Here is a 5,027-nt window from a genome sequence, read left to right as displayed (position 1 = left end):
GTCGGGCGAGCGCGGGGCGATCGTCAACCTCGCCAGCGTGGCGGCCTTCGACGGCCAGATCGGCCAGGCGGCGTACTCCGCCTCCAAGGGCGGCATCGTCGGGATGACCCTCCCGGTCGCCCGCGACCTCTCCGCCGCGGGCATCCGGCTCAACACCGTCGCGCCCGGCCTGATCGACACCCCGATCTACGGCGAGGGCGAGGCCTCGGAGGCGTTCAAGGCCAAGCTCGGTGAGAGCGTGCTGTTCCCCAAGCGGCTCGGTGACGCCGACGAGCTCGCCTCGATGGTGGTCGAGTGCGTACGCAACCCCTACATGAACGCCGAGACCATCCGCGTCGACGGCGGCATCCGGATGCCACCGAAGTAAACCGGCGTGCGCGCACCCTCCGGCCGACCTAGGCTGGGGGCAGGATGACGAACGCACCGGACTTCAACCTCGACGACGAGCTCTCCGAGACCAGCGACTGGGACACCGACGACTGGACCGAAGGAGAGCTCGAGTCGGACAGGGCCGACGCCTGGACCGACGAACCCGACCCGGAGGAGACCCTCACCGGGGGCGACCACGACCTCGCCGAGCGGCACGCGCTGCGACGGGTCGCCGGGCTGTCGACCGAGCTCGAGGACATCACCGAGGTCGAGTACCGCCAGCTCCGGCTCGAGCGGGTCATCCTCGTCGGCGTGTGGACCTCGGCCGCGGTCGAGGACGCCGAGAACTCCCTCGCCGAGCTCGCGCTGCTCGCCGAGACCGCCGGCTCCCAGGTGCTCGACGCGATCTACCAGCGGCGGCAGAAGCCCGACCCGGCGACGTACGTCGGCCGCGGCAAGGTGGACGGCCTGCGCGAGATCGTCCAGGCGACCGGGGCCGACACCGTCATCTGCGACGGCGAGCTCGCGCCGAGCCAGCTGCGCAACCTCGAGGACCGGCTCAAGGTCAAGGTGGTCGACCGGACCGCCCTGATCCTCGACATCTTCGCCCAGCACGCGAAGTCGAGGGAGGGGCAGTCGCAGGTCGAGCTCGCCCAGCTCAACTACATGAAGCAGCGGCTGCGCGGCTGGGGTGGCCAGCTCTCCCGCCAGGCCGGTGGCCGGGTCGGCGCGGCCGGCGGTGGCATCGGCGGCCGTGGCCCCGGTGAGACCAAGATCGAGACGGACCGGCGGCGGATCAACACCCGCATCGCCAAGCTCCGCCGACAGCTGAAGGACATGAAGGGCACCCGCGACACCAAGCGGGCCGAGCGCCGCCGCAACCACATCCCGAGCGTGTCGATCGCCGGCTACACCAACGCCGGCAAGTCCTCGCTGCTCAACCGGCTCACCGACGCCGGGGTGCTCGTCGACGACTCGCTGTTCGCGACCCTCGACCCGACCACGCGGCGTACGACGACCACCGACGGCCGGGTCTACACGATGAGCGACACCGTGGGCTTCGTGCGCCACCTGCCCCACCAGCTGGTGGAGGCGTTCCGCAGCACGCTCGAGGAGGTGGCCGACTCCGACCTGATCCTCCACGTCGTGGACGGGTCGCACCCCGACCCCGAGGGCCAGCTGAGCGCGGTGCGCGAGGTGTTCGCCGAGATCGGCGCCGACACGGTGCGCGAGGTGGTCGTGATCAACAAGGCCGACCTCGCCGACCCGATGGTGGTCGCGCGGCTACGCCAGCGGGAGCCACACTCGGTCGTGGTCAGCGCTCGCACCGGCGAGGGGATCGTCGAGGCCCTCGCCGTCATCGAGGACGAGCTGCCCAGGCCCGACGTGGAGTTCAGCGCACTGCTGCCCTACGAGCGTGGCGACCTGATCAACCGGCTGCACCAGCACGGCGAGATCTCCTCGATGGAGCACACCGCCGACGGCACCCTGGTCTCCGGGCGCGCGAACGAGGACCTCGCGGGCGAGCTGGCGGCGTACGCCGTCTGAGCGGCGCTATTCAGAGATAGTCCCTAACGAAACGGTCGTGAATCGCGCCAGTTCACGACGGTTTCGTTAGGGACTATCGCTGGCGGGGCCGGGCACAGGGCGAGCCGGACCCGCGCGGTCGGGGGTGTTCCGCGCGGATCCGGCTCAGTCTCTGGGGTCGGTCAGCGACCTTCGACGATGCGGAGGGCCAGCCTCGGGCAGACCTTGACGGCCTCCTTGGCGTGGTCCATCAGCTCCTTCGTCACGGGGCCCTTGACGATCGGGTAGCCCCACTCGTCGAGGTCGACCAGCTCCGGCAGCACCTCGTGGCACAGTCCCCGGGCCTCGCAGGAGGGCCAGTCGACTCGCAGCACCTGAGGCATCACGCCACCTCGAGGATCCGGGTGAAGCTGTCGCCGACCAGCTGGTGGCTGCCCTCACGGAGGTTGCACCTGCCGTGGGCGTGGGCCTCGACCTCGTCCGCGAACGTGGAGAGCATCGAGTTGACCAGGCGGACGGTGCCGTCCGGGTGGGCGCAGGCCCCGCGGCGGACGACGAGGTTGGCGAGCTGCTCGACCCGCTCCAGGCCGCCCTCCCCGTCGTGGACGGCGGTCACGGCCTTGGCGAGCGCCGGCAGCCCGTTGAGGCAGGGGCCGCAGCGCTGGGCGCTCTGGCCGGCGAGGTACTCGACCGTGCGCGTGGTCAGCGTGACCGGGCACTGCGGCGACGACAGCACGAGGCCGGCGCCGAGCGCGCTGCCCATGGCCCGCATCCCGTTGACCGACACCTTGGCGCTGGCCAGGGTCTCCCACGTCGCCCAGGCGCCGTGGAACCCACCCACCATGGCCGGGAGGCCGTGCCGGTCGAACGGGATGTAGTCACGCAGCCGGTCGCCGTACGCCGCCTCGGCGACGATCGGGACCGAACCGGGCATGTTCAGCGTGAGCAGGGTGGCGCCGGGCTCCTCGGCGGTGCCGATGGAGGTGTACTCCTCCTCGCCGCGCAGGACGAGCAGGCCGACCCGGGCCCAGGTCTCGCCGTTGCTGAGCAGGGTGGGGCGGCCGTTGAGGCCCTTGATCGCCTCGGGGGCCCAGGTCGTGGTCGGCAGGTTGGGCCGCCCGGAGAGCAGCTCGACGACCGCACGGGCCTGGCCGGCGACGAAGCGCGAGGAGGCGGTGCTGGTGTAGATGTTCACCCCGTCGCTGCGCTCGGCGATCGCTGCCTTCATCGCGGCAGCGGCGCCCGGGCGCTCACCGGGGAGGACGACGTGCACCTTGCGGGTGCGCAGCGCCTTGGCGGTCGCCACCACGCCGTCCAGGACGAGGTGCGGGCGGGTGAGCGCCAGCGCGTGGTCCTTGGCGCTGGCCAGCTCGCCCTCGCTCATGTTGACGACCAGGATCGGGCGCGAGCCCTTGAGGATCGTCTCCAGCTTGATGGCGAACGGGAAGGCGGCGCCACCGCGGCCGCGGACCTGCACCCGCTTGACGAGGGCGTGCAGCTCCTTGCCCGTCAGGTGCGGGATCGGGCCGTACTGGGCGCGGTGCGCGGCCAGCGAAGGGCCGTTCTCGATGCCGGCGAGCAATGCCGGACCGGGACGGACGGTCACCTCCTTGGGCGCCGGGACCGGAGAGGCCGGGCGGCCGTCCTCCTCGCGCGTCAGGTGGGGCTGCAGGTAGGTGGTGGTCACTTCAATCCTCCAGGGGTGGTTGAGCTGGTCGAGGTGCGGTCGATCAGGAGACGGCCCAGGCGAAGGGCCGCGGCGAGCGGTACGGCGATGGCGCAGACGACGGTCAGCAGCCACATGTTCTCGGTCATGTCGGTTCCGACCCCGATGCCGTGGCCGATGGCCAGGGCCCACAGGGCGTAGGTGCTCACGTGGATGCCCCGCCACAGGTTGTGCTTCATGCGGGTGCGGACCAGGCTGGTCACGATGACGACGATCATCAGGTCGGTGGCGATGGCGCCGAAGCCGACCCAGAGCGGCTCGTAGGAGCCGACGAACGGGATGAACATCTCGTACCACCTGATCTCCACGAACTCGTCGAGCACAGCGGTGACCAGGTGGCCGACCAGCAGCAGCATCGAGAGCAGGGCGACGTTGCGGTGGAAGGCCTGGGTGACGAAGCGGGGGACCCGGCCGGCGGGACGCCCGCCGATGGCGAGCACGCCGAGGACGGTGGTGATCGTCAGCAGGACGATCGTGACGACTCCGGTGCTGCGGTTCAGGTACCAGAGGAGCGGGCCCTCGAGGCCCAGGATCTCCGCGGTCATGCTGCGCTCCTTTCCATGTCCTCGGCCGGCCAGTTGCCGGTACGGGTGACGTTGCCCTGGCCGTCGACGAGCCGGGCGGTGACGCCCAGGTCGCCGAGCCAACCCGTCGCCTCGTGCCCGAGGACGATCGACGCGGTGCTCGCGGTGTTCGCTGCGGTGCAGCTCGAGCCGATCGCGGTCACGGTGCGCCACACCTCGGGGGCCGGTGCGCCGGTGCGGGGGTCGAGCAGGTGGTGACGGACGGCGCCGCCGCGCTTCCAGCGGCGGACCTGCGTGCTGGAGGTGGCCAGTCCGCCACAGACCAGGCCGACCAGCGCGTCCGCAGAGGTGCCGGGGCGCTCCGAGATCGCGACGTGCCACGGCTCCCAGTCGGGGCAGGCGATCCGGATGTCGCCGCCGAGGCTGACGATCGCGGGGAGTCCGAGCTCCTGCTCGATCCCGGCGGCGATCATGTCGGAGGCCCAGGCCTTGCCGACCGAGCCGAGGTCGAGCGCGGTGCCGTCGGGAACCTTGATGGCGCCGGTGTGGTCGAGCCCGATCTCCTGCCAGCTGTCGAGCGAGGGGCCCGGGTCGACCCACGGGAGCTGGTAGGTGTCACCCGACTCCCTCAGCTCGTCGAAGTCCCGGTCGTAGCCGAGCTGGACCATCGGCCGGCCGAGCAGCGGGTGGACCAGGCCTCCGCTCTGCTTGGCGGCGTCGCAGGCGGCCTCCACGGCAGCGACGAGCAGCGGGTCGACGTCGACCCACCTGCCCGCGTGCCGGTTCGCCCGGGTCAGGTCGGAGTCGTCGCGGAACCTGCTGCAGGTCGCGTCGATCTCGGACAGGACCCGCTTCGCGAGGCGGACGGCGTCGGCCAGCCC

Annotated in this window: 6 protein-coding genes; 2 read left to right on the top strand and 4 right to left on the bottom strand. The window is 71.5% G+C overall.

Annotated features, from left to right (window positions below):
• Together VFN12_RS01755 and hflX are read left to right on the top strand one after the other, a co-directional pair.
• Positions 1–367: SDR family oxidoreductase (locus tag VFN12_RS01755; protein WP_325116825.1), on the top strand; the 367-nt coding region annotated here is incomplete at its 5' end.
• 44 nt (positions 368–411) lie between these two features.
• Positions 412–1,917, top strand: coding sequence for a GTPase HflX (gene hflX, locus VFN12_RS01750; RefSeq protein WP_325116824.1), 1,506 nt, complete (start codon positions 412–414; stop codon positions 1,915–1,917).
• 161 nt (positions 1,918–2,078) lie between these two features.
• Here hflX and VFN12_RS01745 read toward each other — a convergent pair whose 3' ends face one another.
• The 4 genes from VFN12_RS01745 to VFN12_RS01730 all read right to left on the bottom strand — a co-directional run.
• Positions 2,079–2,279, bottom strand: a complete 201-nt coding sequence (locus tag VFN12_RS01745) for a ferredoxin (RefSeq protein WP_325116823.1) — start codon at positions 2,277–2,279, stop codon at positions 2,079–2,081.
• Positions 2,279–3,583, bottom strand: coding sequence for an NADH-ubiquinone oxidoreductase-F iron-sulfur binding region domain-containing protein (locus VFN12_RS01740; protein WP_325116822.1), 1,305 nt, complete (start codon positions 3,581–3,583; stop codon positions 2,279–2,281). The genes VFN12_RS01745 and VFN12_RS01740 overlap by 1 nt, the downstream gene beginning before the upstream one ends.
• Positions 3,580–4,167, bottom strand: coding sequence for a ferric reductase-like transmembrane domain-containing protein (locus tag VFN12_RS01735; protein ID WP_325116821.1), 588 nt, complete (start codon positions 4,165–4,167; stop codon positions 3,580–3,582). The genes VFN12_RS01740 and VFN12_RS01735 overlap by 4 nt, the downstream gene beginning before the upstream one ends.
• A partial coding sequence (locus VFN12_RS01730; protein ID WP_325116820.1) for an FAD:protein FMN transferase occupies positions 4,164–5,027 on the bottom strand: 864 nt, incomplete at its 5' end. The genes VFN12_RS01735 and VFN12_RS01730, both read right to left, overlap by 4 nt.

The sequence above is a fragment of the Nocardioides sp. genome, assembly GCF_035703625.1.
In the GTDB taxonomy this organism is placed as follows: Bacteria; Actinomycetota; Actinomycetes; order Propionibacteriales; family Nocardioidaceae; genus Nocardioides.
The sequence above is the reverse complement of the archived record's forward strand: the minus strand, read 5'-3'. Positions and strand labels throughout refer to the sequence as shown.